The 15889-nt window shown below is 60.4% G+C and carries 16 protein-coding genes and 1 pseudogene; 5 read left to right on the forward strand and 12 right to left on the reverse strand.

What is annotated here, in order from left to right:
* Positions 1–66 precede the first annotated feature (66 nt).
* From BM074_RS02685 to urtA, 6 genes are all read right to left on the reverse strand, one after another.
* The gene (locus BM074_RS02685) at positions 67–432 is read right to left on the reverse strand and encodes a helix-turn-helix domain-containing protein (RefSeq protein ID WP_091921400.1); all 366 of its coding nucleotides are present in this window, start codon (positions 430–432) and stop codon (positions 67–69) included.
* Positions 433–771: 339 nt separating this feature from the next.
* On the reverse strand, positions 772–1467 hold the full coding sequence (gene urtE, locus BM074_RS02695) for an urea ABC transporter ATP-binding subunit UrtE (protein WP_027230177.1): 696 nt from the start codon (positions 1465–1467) through the stop codon (positions 772–774).
* A 7-nt stretch (positions 1468–1474) separates the two neighbouring features.
* Entirely contained in the window at positions 1475–2221 is a 747-nt protein-coding gene (gene urtD / locus BM074_RS02700) for an urea ABC transporter ATP-binding protein UrtD (RefSeq protein ID WP_091919575.1), read from the reverse strand.
* 3 nt (positions 2222–2224) lie between these two features.
* Positions 2225–3403 (reverse strand): urea ABC transporter permease subunit UrtC, encoded by a 1179-nt coding sequence (gene urtC, locus BM074_RS02705; RefSeq protein ID WP_091919577.1) that lies wholly within the window; start codon positions 3401–3403, stop codon positions 2225–2227.
* Positions 3400–4965, reverse strand: coding sequence for an urea ABC transporter permease subunit UrtB (urtB, locus tag BM074_RS02710; protein WP_210186476.1), 1566 nt, complete (start codon positions 4963–4965; stop codon positions 3400–3402). Before urtB ends, urtC begins: the two co-directional genes overlap by 4 nt.
* 160 nt (positions 4966–5125) lie before the next feature.
* Complete coding sequence (gene urtA / locus BM074_RS02715; protein WP_244532766.1) at positions 5126–6376, reverse strand: urea ABC transporter substrate-binding protein; 1251 nt, start codon at positions 6374–6376, stop codon at positions 5126–5128.
* Between the two features lie 360 nt (positions 6377–6736).
* Here urtA and BM074_RS02720 point away from each other — a divergent pair, with 360 nt between their 5' ends.
* Positions 6737–7075, forward strand: a complete 339-nt coding sequence (locus tag BM074_RS02720; RefSeq protein ID WP_091919583.1) for a protein tyrosine phosphatase family protein — start codon at positions 6737–6739, stop codon at positions 7073–7075.
* A gap of 4 nt (positions 7076–7079) precedes the next feature.
* Positions 7080–8375 carry an aspartate aminotransferase type Ic gene (locus tag BM074_RS02725; RefSeq protein WP_091919585.1) on the forward strand — a complete coding sequence of 432 codons (1296 nt, stop codon included), beginning with the start codon at positions 7080–7082 and terminating at the stop codon, positions 8373–8375.
* Here BM074_RS02725 and BM074_RS02730 read toward each other — a convergent pair.
* Both BM074_RS02730 and BM074_RS02735 read right to left on the reverse strand, forming a co-directional pair.
* A pseudogene (locus BM074_RS02730) lies at positions 8372–8494 on the reverse strand (VOC family protein); the annotation flags it as partial. The gene BM074_RS02725 and the pseudogene BM074_RS02730 sit on opposite strands and share 4 nt — an antisense overlap.
* Positions 8495–8513: 19 nt before the next feature.
* Entirely contained in the window at positions 8514–9704 is a 1191-nt protein-coding gene (locus BM074_RS02735; protein ID WP_091919587.1) for an acyl-CoA dehydrogenase, read from the reverse strand.
* Between the two features lie 142 nt (positions 9705–9846).
* Between BM074_RS02735 and mutL the strand changes: the two genes are divergently transcribed.
* The 3 genes from mutL to BM074_RS02750 all read left to right on the forward strand — a co-directional run bounded on the left by mutL (position 9847) and on the right by BM074_RS02750 (position 12493).
* Complete coding sequence (gene mutL / locus BM074_RS02740) at positions 9847–11712, forward strand: DNA mismatch repair endonuclease MutL (RefSeq protein WP_091921401.1); 1866 nt, start codon at positions 9847–9849, stop codon at positions 11710–11712.
* Positions 11713–11795: 83 nt separating this feature from the next.
* Positions 11796–12032, forward strand: coding sequence for a DUF2093 domain-containing protein (locus BM074_RS02745; RefSeq protein WP_091919588.1), 237 nt, complete (start codon positions 11796–11798; stop codon positions 12030–12032).
* A gap of 5 nt (positions 12033–12037) precedes the next feature.
* The gene (locus BM074_RS02750; protein ID WP_091919590.1) at positions 12038–12493 is read left to right on the forward strand and encodes an SAM-dependent methyltransferase; all 456 of its coding nucleotides are present in this window, start codon (positions 12038–12040) and stop codon (positions 12491–12493) included.
* Here BM074_RS02750 and lpxK read toward each other — a convergent pair.
* Genes lpxK through BM074_RS02770 form a run of 4 tightly spaced genes read right to left on the reverse strand, consistent with a single transcriptional unit; the run spans position 12488 to position 15887 of the window.
* Complete coding sequence (lpxK, locus tag BM074_RS02755; protein WP_091919592.1) at positions 12488–13519, reverse strand: tetraacyldisaccharide 4'-kinase; 1032 nt, start codon at positions 13517–13519, stop codon at positions 12488–12490. The two genes, BM074_RS02750 and lpxK, sit on opposite strands and share 6 nt — an antisense overlap.
* A complete protein-coding gene (gene waaA / locus BM074_RS02760) occupies positions 13516–14838 on the reverse strand; it encodes a lipid IV(A) 3-deoxy-D-manno-octulosonic acid transferase (RefSeq protein WP_091919594.1) in 1323 nt (440 codons plus the stop codon). The genes lpxK and waaA overlap by 4 nt, the downstream gene beginning before the upstream one ends.
* Complete coding sequence (locus BM074_RS02765) at positions 14835–15608, reverse strand: lysophospholipid acyltransferase family protein (RefSeq protein ID WP_036813294.1); 774 nt, start codon at positions 15606–15608, stop codon at positions 14835–14837. The genes waaA and BM074_RS02765 overlap by 4 nt, the downstream gene beginning before the upstream one ends.
* A gap of 30 nt (positions 15609–15638) precedes the next feature.
* Positions 15639–15887 carry a DUF4170 domain-containing protein gene (locus BM074_RS02770; protein WP_027230190.1) on the reverse strand — a complete coding sequence of 83 codons (249 nt, stop codon included), beginning with the start codon at positions 15885–15887 and terminating at the stop codon, positions 15639–15641.
* Between the last annotated feature and the right edge of the window lie 2 nt (positions 15888–15889).

The following is a 15889-nucleotide window of genomic DNA, read 5'->3' on the forward strand; positions in this document are numbered from 1 at the left end:
TCGGAGCGAACCTAGCGATGTTGACCTGTCGTCAGCAAGGCAAGTTTTCTGCAGCAAACATTTCCGTCAGACCAGGTCGTCAAGATCGACGCGCAGCACAGCGGCAATCTTCTTCATGGCCGACAACCCGCCTTCCTTCTTGCCGTTTTGAATGTCGGACATGTAAGATGGGCTGAGGCCAGCCGCCGAAGCAAGTTCACGGTTGGACAGACCGCGATATTCTCGCCAAACCCGAAGCTTGTTCTCACCTGCAAGTATGCGGTCGGCAATTGCTGAGGGAACAAGTTCATCTTCGCCCGAGACAAGCCGGGCCTTTACTTCGTCATAGGCAACGAGATCCTGCGCCATCTCGGCATCGTGCACGAGCTTTTCGTAATGCGCGCGCGGCACGACCACCATTTCATCGCCGCTCGGCGTCGTGAAAATCGTCATCTCATTCATAACAACCTCTATTCATAAATTCCGCCGCGCGGTCCAATCTGAAGAATGCTCAGAACAGTTCCGTCTTCGTCAAATATGACACGCCAGTCACCTATGCGTAGCCTATAGCCCGTCCTCCCCCTGCAGCTAGACAACATTTGCCGCCTGCGCGCCAGGATTCGACGCATATTGCGCGATTTTCGATCGGATGCGTCCCGCAACATTCACAGGCAAACGCGAAAGTACTTTCAGCGCAGACCGACTGTAATTAATTTCTTCATGACAATATTATCAAATGGCGATCAAAATTTCAAACCTCGGATTCACTCATAGCGAATACCTAAGGCAAATTCAAACTGTCAGGAACTTGCGGACCTCCGGCCGGTCGAGGCTCGGCGCATCGCCGGAATGTACGATCTCGCCGCGATCCATGATGTAGACATGGTCGGCGAGTTCGCGGCAGAAGTCGAGATACTGCTCGACGAGGAGGATGGCGAGGCCGGCCTGATCGCGCAGAAACTGGATAGCGCGGCCTATATCCTTGATGATCGATGGCTGGATACCCTCGGTCGGTTCATCGAGCACCAGCAATTTCGGCCGCGTCACCAGCGCACGGCCGATTGCCAGTTGCTGCTGCTGGCCACCGGAAAGATCGCCGCCCCTGCGACCCAGCATCGTCTTCAGCACCGGAAACAGCTCGTACACTTCCGCGGGCACGGTGCGATTGCCGCGTGAGGCGGCGGCAAATCCGGTTGCCAGATTTTCACGGACGGTGAGCAGCGGAAAAATCTCGCGGCCTTGCGGAACGAAGGCAATGCCGGCGCGGGCACGCTCGTAGGACGGCTTCCGGTCGATCGGCGCGCCTTCGAAGCGTATCGATCCCGATGACAGCGGGTGCTGGCCGACGATGGCCCGCAGCATGCTCGTCTTGCCGACTCCGTTGCGACCGAGAACGCAGGTGATCGACTTCGGCTTGACCTCCAGCGATACGCCGCGCAGCGCCTGAGCGGCGCCATAGTGGAGAGAGGCATTTTCAACGCTGAGCATGATGTTCCTATCGTCCGAGGTAAACTTCAATGACGCGCTGGTCGTTGCTGACATAGTCGAGCGAGCCTTCCGCCAGAACCGAGCCTTCATGGAGGCACGTGACCTTGACGTCGAGTTCGCGCACGAAATGCATGTCGTGTTCGACCACCAGCACCGAGCGCGTCTTGGCAATTTCGCGCAGGAGCTTGGCGGTTTCCGCCGTTTCAGCATCCGTCATGCCCGCGACAGGCTCGTCGACGAGCAGCAGCTTCGGATCTTGTGCGAGCAACATGCCGATCTCCAGCCACTGCTTCTGGCCGTGCGAAAGATTTGCAGCCAGCCAGTCCCGCTTGGAATGCAGCCGGATCGTGTGAAGAATGTCGTCGATCCGTTCCGCCTCATCGGCGCTCTGGCGATGGAACAGCGCCGAGAAGGCCGAGCGCGGGCCGGCCAGCGCAAGCACAAGATTGTCCTCGACGCTGTGGCTTTCAAAGACAGTCGGCTTCTGAAACTTGCGGCCGATGCCGAGCAGTGCGATTTCCGCCTCGTCGTGGCGGGTAAGATCGATCTCGCCCTTGAAATAAACGTCGCCCGTGTCCGGGCGGGTCTTGCCGGTGATGATATCCATCATCGTTGTCTTGCCGGCGCCGTTCGGGCCGATGACTGCGCGCATTTCACCGGCCTGGAGCACGAGCGACAGATTGTTGATGGCGCGAAATCCGTCAAACGAGACCGACACGCCATCGAGATAGAGGAGTGTATCCTTGGCTTTCATGGTCTACTCCGCTGCCTGGGGTTCGGCGATCGGTGTCGCACGTTCTGTTGCCGGGGAGCCCGGTTCGCTGCGCTTGCGAGCGATGCGGTCCTTTCGCTTTGTCTGCCATGTGCCGTAAAGGCCGAGTATGCCCTTCGGGAGGAACAGGGTGACGAGGATGAAGAGCGCACCGAGCGCGAACAGCCAGATCTCCGGAAATGCCGCGGTGAAATAGGTCTTGCCGAAATTGACCAGCACCGCGCCGAGAATTGGCCCGATGATGGTGCCGCGGCCTCCCACGGCAACCCAGATCACCGCTTCGATGGAATTGGCGGGCTCGAATTCGGAGGGATTGATGATGCCGACCTGCGGCACATAAAGCGCGCCGGCAATGCCCGCCATCATGGCGGAGACCGTCCAGACGAAGAGCTTGTAGCGATCGACCCGATAGCCGAGAAAGCGCATGCGGCTCTCCGCATCGCGCACGCCGACGAGGACCTTGCCGAGTTTGGAGCGGACAATGAAACTGGTTACGAATACGGCAAGCGCGAGTAACAACGCCGTTGCCGCAAACAGCATCGAGCGCGTGCTGTCGGCCTGGATGTTGAAGCCGAGAATATCCTTGAAATCGGTGAGGCCGTTATTGCCGCCAAATCCCATGTCGTTGCGGAAGAACGCAAGGAGTAAGGCGTAGGTCAGAGCCTGGGTGATGATCGACAGGTAAACGCCGGTGACACGCGAGCGGAAGGCAAGCCAGCCGAAGCCGAAGGCGAGAATGCCGGGGACCAGCACAACCATGAGCGCCGCGAACCAGAAATGGTTGAAGCCGTGCCAGAACCACGGCAGTTCCTTCCAGTTGAGGAACACCATGAAGTCGGGCAGCACCGGATCGGCATAGACGCCGCGCGGACCGATCTGGCGCATCAGGTACATGCCCATCGCATAGCCGCCGAGCGCGAAGAATGCGCCATGGCCGAGCGAAAGGATGCCGCAGAACCCCCAGACGAGATCGAGAGCGACCGCCAGCAGGGCGTAGGTCAGGTACTTGCCGATCAGCGACACGAGATAGGTCGGCACATGCAAGGCCGAGGTCGGCGGCAGCAGCAGATTCGAGAGTGGCACGAGGCAGGCCAGCGCCACCAGCAAGGCGATAACGATTGTACCTCGACGATCGACATGGGTGAAAAACCACTGCGTGATCATGCCTCGATGGCCCTTCCCTTGAGTGCGAAGAGACCACGCGGACGCTTCTGGATAAACAGGATGATGAGCACCAGCACGAGGATCTTGCCGAGGACGGCTCCCGCGAAGGGTTCGAGGAACTTGTTGGCTATGCCGAGTGACATCGCGCCGACCAGCGTTCCCCAGAGATTGCCGACACCGCCGAAGACGACGACCATGAAACTGTCGATGATATAGCCCTGACCCAGATTGGGGCTGACATTGTCGATCTGGCTCAGCGCCACGCCGGCAATGCCGGCAATGCCGGAGCCGAGGCCAAAGGTCAGCGCGTCGACCCAGGGCGTCCTGATGCCCATGGCGGAGGCCATGCGCCGGTTCTGGGTAACTGCGCGCATGCGCAGCCCGAGCATCGTCTTCTTCAGCACCAGCTGCAGCACCGCGAAGACCGAAAGGGCAAAGACGATGATCCACAGGCGCGACCAGGTGAGCGTCAGGAGACCGAGATCGAACGACCCTGCCATCCATGATGGGTTGCCGACCTGAACGTTTGAGGCGCCGAACCAGGAGCGGATCGCCTGCTGCAGGACCAGCGAAATGCCCCACGTCGCAAGCAGGGTTTCCAGCGGACGGCCATAAAGGAAGCGTATAATGCCGCGCTCGATGACGACGCCGACGGCGCCCGAGACGATGAAGGCCGCAGGCAGCGCAATGAGTAATGAATAATCGAAAAGGCCCGGCGCCGAGGCGCGGATGATCTGCTGCACGACAAAGGTGGTATAGGCGCCGATCATGACCATTTCGCCGTGGGCCATGTTGATGACGCCCATGACGCCGAAGGTGATCGCCAGACCGATCGCCGCAAGCAGGAGCACGGAACCCAGCGACAGACCGTAGACGATATTCTGGATGCCGTTCCACAAGGCGAGCTTGCTGTTGATGCTGTCGATCGCCGAACGCGCGGCGTCGCCCACCGGGCCGTCGCTACCCTGCAGCGGCGTCAGGAGTCCCAGGGCGTCGCGGCTGTTGCCGGCGGTGACCTCCGCAATAGCCGCGATCTTGGCGTCATCCGGCGCGGTCGAATTCAGCACTGCCGCAGCTTTCGCCTGCTGCATCACGGCCTTGATCCCGCTATCTTTTTCCGCCGCGATGGCCTGATCGAGCAAAGCGATGGACTCGGGATCGCGCGTCTTCAGAATTGTTTCGGCGGCGGAGCGTCGTTCCGCAGGATTGTCGCTCATCAGCGTGAGCCCGCCGATCGCCGCGGCTATATCGCGGCGCAGACGGTTGTTGACCTTGATCTTTTCCGCGGCATTGCGCGGCACGGGTGCAAGCTTGGCACCCGTCAGGGGATCGGTGGCGGCGTAGTCCGAGCCATCGCGTTTGCCGATGAAAACGGCCTTGTCCGCCTTGACGATGTATAGATCGCCGGCGGTCAGCGCGTTGAGGATGGCGGATACCCGCGCATCGCCGGTCTTGGCGAGGCCGGAAACCGCCTTCGTCGTCTCGTCGAAATTTTCTGCAGCAAGGGCCTGGATGAGCGGCCGCAGCGTGGCATCGTCGACCGTTTCAGCCCGCGCCTCCATTCCAGGCGCAAACACGCCCGAGAGCACAAGGAATACGGCCAGCAAGCGGATCAATGGCATAAAACAATCCTGGGTACGAGTATCCTCGGAGTGGCTCCACCCCCACTTGCGTGGAGGTGGAGTGGCTTCGGATGTGCCCCAAACCGAAGCCGGGTAGGCATCAGTTGGTCACGCCGCCGCACTTGCCGCTGACGACGTTGAAATTGCCGCACGACATCGGCTTGCGCCAATCGGAAATGAGGTCCTTGGAGCCCGGCAGGTAATCGGACCATTCGTCGCCGACAACGAGACCAGGCGTCTGATAGACAATGTCGAACTGTCCGTCGTCCTGCACTTCGCCTATCAGCACGGGCTTTGTGATGTGGTGGTTCGGCATCATCGTGGCTGATCCGCCGGACAGGTTCGGCACCGACACGCCGACGATCGAATCGATCACCGCATTGGAATCCGTGGTTCCGGCAGCTTCAACTGCCTTCACCCACATGTTGAAACCGATATAGGTCGCTTCCATCGGGTCGTTGGTCACGCGCTTGTCGTTCTTGGTATAGGCGTGCCATTCCTTGATGAACTCGGCATTGGCATCGGCATCCACCGACTGGAAGTAATTCCAGGCGGCAAGGTGGCCGACCAGCGGCTTGGTATCGAGGCCCGCAAGTTCTTCTTCACCCACCGAGAAGGCAACGACGGGAATGTCTTCCGCCTTGATACCCTGGTTTGCGAGTTCCTTATAGAAGGGCACGTTCGCATCACCGTTGATGGTCGAAACAACTGCGGTCTTCTTGCCGGCCGAACCGAATTTCTTGATGTCGGACACGATCGTCTGCCAGTCGGAATGGCCGAACGGCGTGTAGTTGATCATGATGTCCTCATCCTTGACGCCCTTGGCGTTGAGGTAGGCCTTCAAAATCTTGTTCGTGGTCTGCGGATAGACGTAGTCGGTACCGGCGAGTACCCAGCGCTCGACACCCTCTTCCTTGGCAAGATAATCGACGGCTGGGATCGCCTGCTGGTTCGGCGCGGCACCCGTATAGAAGACGTTGCGCGAGCTTTCCTCGCCCTCGTACTGGACGGGGTAGAACAGCATGGAGTTGAGCTCTTCAAAGACCGGCAGCACCGATTTGCGCGACGATGAGGTCCAGCAACCGAAGACGGCCGCGACCTTGTCCTGCTCGATCAGCTGGCGGGCCTTTTCCGCAAAGAGCGGCCAATCCGACGCCGGATCGACGACCACCGCTTCGAGCTTCTTGCCAAGCACGCCGCCCTTCTTGTTCTGCTCATCGATGAGGAACAGCATCGTGTCCTTGAGCGTAGTTTCGGAAATCGCCATGGTCCCGGAAAGGGAGTGCAGGATGCCGACCTTGATCGTGTCATCCGCAGCTATAGCAGGCGAGAAAGCCAGCGCCGCGCCCATGGCCGCGGCCGCAAAAGTCCCGATAAATCTGGCTGTTAGACTGGACATTCAGGTAAACCCCTCTTTTTGGTTGTGTGTACCAAGGGATTAAAAGCAATGAGTGTGCCAACTTCGGCAGCCGCATTGAAAATTATAAATTATTCAAATTTATCGGTATTTTAGCGCCTCCTCCCGCCAAGCTGGCTTGGAGGCGCGAGGTTTGCGCGTCGCTAAAACTCGGCACTTCCGCTTATACTTTAGTCATATATGTACTAGTGATGATAATTTAATCACCGTTGGGCGAGAGATATGCTTTTCAGATGGCGTTGACCATCGTTTGATGTATGGTGGTGCGACTTTCACACTTCCCAGGGACATAAGATGGATATCCGTCAAATCGACGAAGGCTACGCCGTGAGCGGCCAGATTTCACCCGACGACGTGCGCGATCTCGCCGCGGCAGGCTATCACACGATCATTTGCAACCGCCCGGACGGTGAATCGGCCGATCAGCCCAACTTTGCCGAGATCAAGAACGTTGCCGAAAAAGCGGGCATAGCGATTTACTACGTCCCTGTGGTTTCAGGGCAATTGACACAGGACGACGTCGACGCCATGGCGCGCGCGCTGGATGAGGCTGAGGGTCCTGTCCTCGCCTATTGCCGCTCGGGCGCCCGCTCGACCAATATTTACGGCATCGTCCAGCAGCAGAAGGGCTAACCACATGCTCCCCATCGCTGATCTTGGCGCCGATGAACTCGACGCCCTGCGCAACCGCGTCCTGCGCGATTACGAAGCCTTCCGCGCCAAGGGGCTGAATATCGACATGACCCGCGGCAAGCCGAGCCCGGAACAACTCGATCTCGCCAATGGCATGCTGGTTCTTCCAGGCAATGGCGACCATTATAGCGAGGCAGGCGAAGATGCCCGCAACTATGGCGGGCTCCAGGGTCTTGCCGAAACCCGCGCATTGTTCTCACCCATGATGGGTGCGTCGGCCGATCGCATCGTCGTCGGCGACAATTCGAGCCTTGCCATGATGCATGATTGTTTGCTCTGGGCGATGGTGAAGGGCGTACCGGGCGAAATGGAGCCCTGGTCGCAGCAATCAGGTTCTCCGGCCTTCATCTGCCCGGTTCCCGGCTACGACAGGCATTTCGCCATCTGCGAGGAATATGGCATTCGCATGCTCCCCGTCCCGCTAACCGGGCACGGCCCCGACATGGATATGGTCGAGGAACTCGTCGCCGATCCCGACGTCAAGGGCATGTGGTGCGTTCCCAAATACTCCAATCCCTCGGGCGAAACCTATTCGACCGAAACGATCGAACGCCTTGCAGCCATGCGAACCGGTGCGCCCGACTTCCGCCTGTTCTGGGACAACGCCTATGCGGTGCACCACCTGACGACAGAGCGGCATGAGATCGCCAACATTATCGAGCTCTGCGCGCAGGCCGGCCATCCCGACCGCGCCTTCGTCTTCGCATCGACCTCCAAGATCACGCTCGCCGGTGCGGGGCTCGCCCTGTTCGCCTCGTCAGCGGCAAATGTGAAATGGTATCTCGCCCGGGCCGGCAAACGCACCATAGGGCCAGACAAACTGAACCAGTTGCGGCACGTGCGCTTTTTGAAAAGCATGGAGGGCCTGGCCCGCCATATGGACGCTCACCGCGCCCTCATCGCGCCGAAGTTCGATTCGGTCATCGAGGCGCTTGAAACCCGCCTCGGCGGCACTGGCGTTGCGCGGTGGACGCAGCCGGATGGCGGCTATTTCATCTGCGTCGACGCCATGCACGGCACCGCGCGCGACGTGGTAGAACTGGCACGCGAAGCCGGCGTGGTTCTGACCCCGGCAGGCGCCACCTCTCCTTACGGCCGCGATCCCAACGACAGCACGCTGCGCCTTGCTCCGACGTTTCCGTCACAGGAAGAGGTGCGTCTCGCTTCTGAAGGTATCGCGCTGTGCATCCTCCTTGCCGCCGTGGACAAGCTCATCGCACAGCGCGAAGGCGGCGTCTAAATCCGCTGTCCGACGTCGACCCGGTTGCCGTCCGGGTCGGCGAAGACGAAGGCGCGCTGACCATAATCCTGGTCTTTCAGCGACTTGACGATACGGACGCCCTTGGCTTCGCAGACCGAAGTCCATCCGACGATAGTGTCAGAAGAAGGCCTGGATACCAGTCTGTGCCCGGCCAAGGATGAGCGCATGCACATCGTGCGTGCCCTCATAGGTATTGACCGTTTCGAGGTTCTGGGCGTGGCGCATCACATGATAGCCGATCTGGATGCCGTTGCCGCCGTGCATGTCGCGCGCCATGCGGGCGATGTCGAGCGCCTTGCCGCAATTGTTGCGCTTGACGAGGCTGATCATTTCCGGCGCGACCTTGCCTTCGTCAAACAGGCGACCGACACGCAGGGAGGCCTGCAGGCCAAGCGTGATTTCAGTCTGCATGTCCGCGAACTTCTTCTGGAACAGCTGGGTGGCGGCGAGCGGGCGGCCAAATTGCTTGCGGTCGAGCCCGTACTGGACGGTCCGCTGCCAGCAATCTTCAGCGGCGCCGAGGACGCCCCAGGAAATGCCGAAGCGGGCGCGATTGAGGCAGCCGAACGGCCCCTTGAGCCCGGAGACATTGGGCAGGAGATGCTCCTCGCCGACAACAACGCCGTCCATGACCACCTCGCCGGTGATCGAGGCGCGCAACGACAGCTTGCCACCGATCTTCGGCGCGGAAAGGCCCTTCATGCCCTTTTCGAGGACGAAGCCGCGGATCTGACCGTCATGGGCGTCCGACTTCGCCCAGACGACAAAAACATCGGCAATCGGCGAGTTTGAAATCCACATCTTCGAGCCGGACAGGCGATAGCCGTCAGCGACCTTCTCGGCGCGGGTTTTCATGCCGGCGGGATCAGAGCCCGCATCGGGCTCGGTGAGGCCGAAACAGCCGATCCATTCGCCGGAAGCGAGCTTCGGCAGATATTTGCGGCGCTGCTCCTCCGAGCCGTAAGCGTAAATCGGGTACATGACCAGTGACGACTGCACGCTCATCATCGAGCGATAGCCGCTGTCCACGCGCTCGACCTCGCGCGCGACGAGGCCATAGGCGACGTAGGATGCACCGGCCGTGCCGTATTCTTCGGGAAGCGTCACCCCAAGAAGCCCCGACTCGCCCATCATCCGGAAAAGCGCAGGATCGGTCTTTTCTTCCAGATAGGCCTCTTCGATGCGCGGGAGAAGTTCGCCTTGCGCAAACGCCCGTGCACTGTCGCGGATCATCCGTTCGTCTTCGGTCAACTGCTCTTCCAGGAGAAAGGGATCAGTCCAGACGAAGGACGGCTTGGAATTGGCCATAGTTGTTTTTCCTCCTTAGATGTGAAGCAAGACCTATCATCAAATCCAATCCGATGACCAGATGCTTTCCCGGCCGATTTTTCCGGGGATGCCGGCGCTCCACGGATTTCGCGGACGCGGCGAATCCACTATAGATTTTGCAATGCCCATCAAGCAGCTCACCGAGACCATCATCAACCAGATCGCAGCCGGCGAAGTCATCGAGCGTCCGGCAAGCGTGGTCAAGGAACTCGTCGAAAATTCGATCGACGCGGGCGCAACGCGGATCGAGGTCGTCACCGCCGGTGGTGGCAAGAACCTTATCCGCATCACCGATAACGGTTCGGGCATTCGCTCCGACGAACTTGCCCTTGCGGTGGCGCGCCATTGCACGTCGAAACTCACCAATGATGTGCACGATATTCGCGCCCTTGGTTTTCGCGGCGAGGCCCTGCCCTCTATTGGATCCGTCTCGCGCCTGTCGTTGAAATCACGCACGTCCGACGCGGATTCCGGCTTCGAGATCAGCATCCATGGCGGCCGCCAGGACGGGCCGCGCCCGACGCCGATGAACGGCGGGACGATCGCGGAAGTGCGCGACCTTTTCTTCGCCACGCCAGCCCGCCTCAAATTCATGAAGACCGACCGAGCCGAGGCATCGGCGATCAGCGACGTCGTCAAGCGCATCGCCATCGCCTTTCCGCATATCCGCTTTTCGCTTGCGGGCAGCGACCGCACGCCGATCGAGCTGGCGGCGACCGGCGCTGGATCGTCAGGCATGCTGGAGCGGATTTCGCAGGTGCTCGGCAAGGAGTTCCCCGAAAATGCCATCGCCATCGATGCCGAGCGCGATGGCGTGCGCCTGACCGGCTTTGCCGGCATTCCGGCGTTCAACCGTGGAAACAGCCTGCATCAGTTCGCCTATGTCAACGGCCGGCCAGTGCGCGACAAGCAAATCTGGGGTGCAATCCGCGGCGCCTATGCCGATGTGATCGCGCGCGACCGCCACCCGGTCGTCGTCCTGTTCCTCAATCTTGATCCGGCGCTGGTCGATGTGAATGTGCACCCGGCCAAGGCGGATGTGCGTTTTCGCGATCCGGGGCTTGTGCGCGGCCTTATCGTCGGGGCAATTCGCGAAGCCCTCGGTCAATCCGGAATCCGGGCCGCAACCAGCGGGGCCGAAGCGATGCTGCATGCTTTCAGGCTTGGTGGCGCAGAAGGCAAGCGTGCTGCCCCGCTCCATCAGAATTGGCGCGGCAACGCTACCGTCAACCAGAATTACTCCGTTGAACAATCCCCATACCGTCCGTTCGAAGTCGAAGGCGCCCTCGCCGCCGACACCCGTGGCGGATTTGCCGAACCGGCGCAGCCATTCCTCTATGATGTTGCGCGAGCCGTGGCCGCCGACGCACGCGGTGCGGCCACGGAGGCTCCATTGGAATTGCTTTCCGCGCCCCTCGGAGCCGCTCGCGCGCAGGTACACGCCAACTATATCGTCGCGCAGACCGAGGACAGCCTTGTCATTGTCGACCAGCATGCCGCGCATGAACGTCTTGTCTACGAGGCACTGAAGAACGCATTGCATTCACGGCCGCTGCCGGCCCAGATGCTGCTCATCCCCGAAATCGTCGACCTGCCGGAGGAGGATGTCGAACGGCTCGCGGCCCATGCAGAAACGTTGGCACGTTTCGGCCTGGGTATCGAAGCCTTTGGACCGGGTGCGATCGCCGTGCGCGAAACGCCGTCCATGCTAGGTGAGATCGATGCGCAACAACTCGTCCGCGACCTTTCCGACGAGATCGCCGAGCACGATACGTCAAATGGTTTGAAAGGCATTCTCGACCACGTCGCGGCCACCATGGCCTGCCATGGCTCGGTCCGCTCGGGACGGCGGTTGAAGCCGGAAGAGATGAATGCACTCTTGCGCCAAATGGAAGCAACGCCGGGCTCGGGCACCTGCAATCACGGTCGGCCTACCTATATCGAGCTGAAACTCAGCGACATAGAGCGTCTTTTCGGCCGGCGATAAGGGGCTTTCAATCTCGCAATGCTTGACCACCTGCGGCTCTGAGCCGTAAATGAACATTCAATCGACTGGAACATCGGCAGAATATGAACAGATTTGAAGGACCCGGCTCGCGCGAAGCCAAAATTCGTTATCTCGACGGCGACTTTCAGGTCCTGTCGCCGGGTTCCTATGTACTCTGTGCGGTTACCTCGGAGAAGATCCCCCTGGACGAACTCAAATATTGGAGCGTCGCGCGTCAGGAGGCCTATGCCGATGCGCGCATTTCGCTCGAGCGCGAGCTTCAGATGAATCCCGACCTGCGCAGTCGAAGCAAAGGCTGAGCGATATGCTGACCCGCCGCGCAACCCTGTTCACTCTTCTCGCGGCTGGATTTCTTGTGAGCGGCTGTACCACCGATACGGCCAGCAATGCGCCGGCGTATACGGGCCCGGTTAAAACAATCCGGGGCTATCTGCAGGGACCGCCATGGGCGCGCCTGACTGCAAGTTCAGTGGTGTTCGTCACTGCCTACGACGCAAGCCGGGGTAATTCGGCTCCCATGCCGCGGCTGGCCCGCACCAGCTTTACACTGAACAGAAACGGCACGTTCCCGGTCGCCTATGAAATCAGGGTTCCGGCGGCAGCCTCGACCCGCGTTGCCCTTGGCGTCGAAATCACCCGCGCTGGTGGAACGCTCTTCTCTAACGACAGGCTCTACAGCCAGACCACGGGAACAAGCCTTAATATTCCGATGCGCGAAGCGCCTCCGCGGATCAACCGGAGGTACCCCGGCATTTTATGAGGCATCCCGGCGCCGGTGACGGGCGCGATCGCGCGTTTCCCGTATGATGCGAGCGGGTGCGCCGGGCTGGTTGAAAACGAGTTCCACCTCCAAAACCGAGGTACGGCCGGCAAACGCCCTCGCCGCCTCGCTGCCGTCGAGTAGCCTCACCAGGTCTTTGGCTGTTGTGACCGGCGTCAGGTTTTCCCGATCGGCCGCTTCAGCGAGTTCGGCGAGATTTTCGTCCGTGTACGGATGATGGTCTGGAAAGGCACGCGTTTTCTCGACGATGCCGCCCGCTTCGCGAAGCGTCGTGAAAAACTTGGACGGGTCGCCTATGCCGGCGAAAGCCAGTAATCGTTTGCCGGCTATCTCAGATGTGGATATCGGCTTAAGAACTCCTTCATAGATCGGTTTTGCCGCCCGTGCCGCATTGCGAATGACCCGGTCGGCGCCGTTCGCTGTACCGATCTTGAGCACCGCGTCGGTTCGCACCAGCTGGTCGATCAGCGGCGCGCGCAACGGTCCTCCCGGCAAGACATGGCCATTTCCCACGCCGCGGCCGGCATCCACTACCATCAGTGCGAAATCGAAATGCAGGCGGGCGCTTTGAAAGCCGTCATCCATGATGATGAAATCGCATCCGGACTGCTGCAATGCCTGTGCCGCGGCAAAGCGGTCGGACGTGACGATGACCGCCGCGTGCCGGGCGAGCAACAGTGGTTCGTCGCCGACAAGGCGCGCGCTGTCGTGGTCTGGATCGACACGATGCATGCCCGAAAACGCGCCGCCATAGCCGCGAGAAACGATGCCGGGCGTCAGCCCGGCGGAGATTGCGGCCCTGGCAAAGGTGATTGAGGTCGGGGTCTTTCCGGCGCCGCCGATAGTGAAATTGCCGATGCAAAGCACCGGGACCGGAATCGTCGGTGGCTTCGCCCGCCTTATGCGGCGCCCGGCCACGCTGCCGTAGATTTTGGAAAACGGGCTTAGCGCCCAGGCCCGCCAATCCGGCTTTTCCCACCAGAATGGAGGGGCCTCACTCATCATTTCCAGCCGCCTTCGCGATTGCTGAGGCGTGCCTGCAGAACGAGAGGCTGGATGAAAGGCTCAAGTGCGGTCAAGGTGCGATCGAGCGATCCGCGCATGTCCTCGACGGTCTTGAGGCCAGCGTCGATCATGACCTGGCGTTCTTCCGGATTATTGAAGAGATAGTTGACCGCGCCCGCGAGCATGTCCTTGTCGCGCACCAGTTTCGCCGCGCCATTCTTGATCAGGCGCTGATAGGAATCGCGGAAATTCTGAACATTGCGCCCGGAGAGGATCGCGGATTTGAGCATGGCCGGCTCGAGTGGATTCTGCCCGCCTTGCGCGGTCAGCGACCGGCCGACGAATGCGATCTCCGCAAGGCGCAGATAGAGGCCCATGTCGCCGATCGTATCGCCGAGATAGATATCCGTATCGAGCTCGATCTGGTCCGCCTTGCTGCGCAGCGCCACCTTCATGCCCATTTTTTCGATTGCCTCGGCGATCTCCGGGGCACGATCAGGGTGGCGCGGCACGATGATTGTCAAAAGGTCGCGATGGCGCGCTTTCAGCATGTGATGCACCTGCGCAACGATCTCCTCTTCGCCCTGATGCGTCGAAATCGCGGCCCAGGTCTTGCGGGTGCCGATCATGCGCTGCATTGCGGCAAGTTCAGTATTGTTCACGGGCGGTACGGCCGTGTCCACCTTGAGGTTGCCGGATACCGTCACCGGCCTCGCGCCAAGGGCCCGGAACCTTTCGCCGTCGATATCCGATTGGGCAACGACGTGGGCGAGATTTTCGAACAGGGCCTCGGCAATCGAGGGCCGCTTGTGCCAGCTGGCAAAGGAGCGATCGGAAAGGCGTCCATTGACGAGCACCTGCGGAACCCGCCTGGTGCCAAGTTCCAGGATCGTCATCGGCCAAATCTCGGATTCGCAGATGATGGCAAGATCAGGCTGCCAATGGGTGAGGAAGCGGTCGACGGCGGGCTTCAGGTCGAGCGGCACATATTGATGGATGACGCGGTCGCCCAGACGCTCCTGCACCATCTTAGCGGATGTAACCGTACCGGTCGTCAAAACGACATGGATGTCCATGTCGACGATTGCCTCGACAAGCGGAGTGACAGCCGACGTTTCGCCAACACTCGCCGCATGGACCCAGATAAGCGGACCGGATGGGCGGGCAACGCTCGCCACACCGTAGCGCTCGCCCTGACGGCCACGCTCCTCCTTGCCCTTGCTGGCACGGAAGGCAACATAGGCGCCGACAATGGGAAATGTTGCCGCGCCAATCCAGCGATAGGTGCCAAGCACCAGGCGTGCCCATCTTTCGCTCATGCCGCGCCGTCCACGAGTTCATGCACGCGCTTGGTGTTCGCGTTCAAACTATTGGTCAATTCGACACGCTTGGCTTCGAGCATTGCTTCATCTGCATCTTCGGGAACAAAGATCGGGTCGCCGACAATCAACCCCGATTTGCCGAATGGCAAGGGAATGGTGGTCTTGTCCCAACTCTTCTCCAGAACTTTTCTGCGGGTGGTCAGGTAGCAGATCGGCAGGATCGGCCGTCCGGAAAGCTTGGCCAGCAGAATAACCCCGGGACCGCTATCGCGCGGCGTTCCATGCGGAATATCGGCGATCATCGCCGCGGTCTTGCCTTCGGCCAGCGCTTTTTTCAAAACGAGCAGCGCCCGTGCTCCGCCCTTTTCCGTCCCTTTCGAGCGGTCGCGACCGCCCGAGCCGCGCACGATCTCCACGCCGAAGCGCTCGGCAACGCGCGCATTCAGTTCTGCGTCCTTGCTCTTGGAAAACATGGCGACGAAGCGCACGCCGCGCGGCATTAGGAATGGCGCCATCAGATGCTGGCCGTGCCAGGCAACGGCGATGAACGGCTCACCCCCGCGTTTCATATCTTCGAGGTCCGAAGACCCCTTGAGCCGGGGATTGGTCAGATGCACCAGCCGGAAGAACTGCGTGATCAACCACACGATCATGCTGCGGACGATCGGCGAATTCGCCAGCGGGCCGCGCACCGAGCGCCAGAAGCGCTTGAGCGCTCCAGCTTTGCGGCGAGGCGCTTTAGCCGTTGCTGAATTCTGGTCAATCATGTCGATCTTTGTCCGACCACGCGCACGCGGTCAGTCCGCCTTGCCCGTGGCAGGATCCAGCAAGCGATGCATGTGGACGATGAAATAGCGCATATGAGCGTTGTCCACCGTCGCTTGCGCCTTCGACTTCCATGCGCGCTGCGCCGAGGCAAAATCCGGATAGATGCCGACAATATCGAGCTTGTCGAGGTCGCGGAACTCGACACCGCCGAGTTTCTTCAGCTCACCGCCGAATACAAGGTGAAGCAGTTGCTTTTGATCCGAAGTGTTTTCGCTCATGT

This window comes from Phyllobacterium sp. CL33Tsu, assembly GCF_900113985.1.
GTDB classification, from domain to species: Bacteria; Pseudomonadota; Alphaproteobacteria; order Rhizobiales; family Rhizobiaceae; genus Phyllobacterium; species Phyllobacterium pellucidum.